The organism is Pseudomonas sp. SIMBA_068 (assembly GCF_046534705.1).
GTDB lineage: Bacteria > Pseudomonadota > Gammaproteobacteria > Pseudomonadales > Pseudomonadaceae > Aquipseudomonas > Aquipseudomonas putida.
In genome coordinates this window covers 1-261 of the sequence record NZ_JAWRYI010000820.1, presented here as the reverse complement: position 1 = coordinate 261, position 261 = coordinate 1, and the positions used below count along the sequence as shown (strand labels likewise).

The 261-nt window shown below is 62.1% G+C and carries 1 protein-coding gene; it reads left to right on the top strand.

Annotated features, from left to right (window positions below):
- Positions 1 to 68: 68 nt before the first annotated feature.
- Positions 69 to 261 (top strand): FimV family protein (locus SB756_RS31605; RefSeq protein ID WP_410913438.1); only part of this gene is annotated, 193 nt, incomplete at its 3' end.

Sequence of the window (261 nt, the reverse complement as noted above, 5' to 3'; positions counted from 1 at the left end):
CTGCGTTCAGGCCCGGAGCCAGGTAAGCGCGGCCGACCAGCTCAAGAATATCGTTGGAACCGTCCGGTATGGCGCAGGCGCTGCAGCTTGGGGAGATGACCCTCAAGTCGAAGTTGAACCAGCCGTTGTCGGTGGAAATCGAATTGCTCGATGTCGGTGGCCTCACGGCTTCCGAGATCACGCCGAGCCTGGCATCGTCCCAGGCGTTTGTGGATGCCGGCGTGGATCGCCAGGCGTTTCTCGACGACCTGACGTTCACCC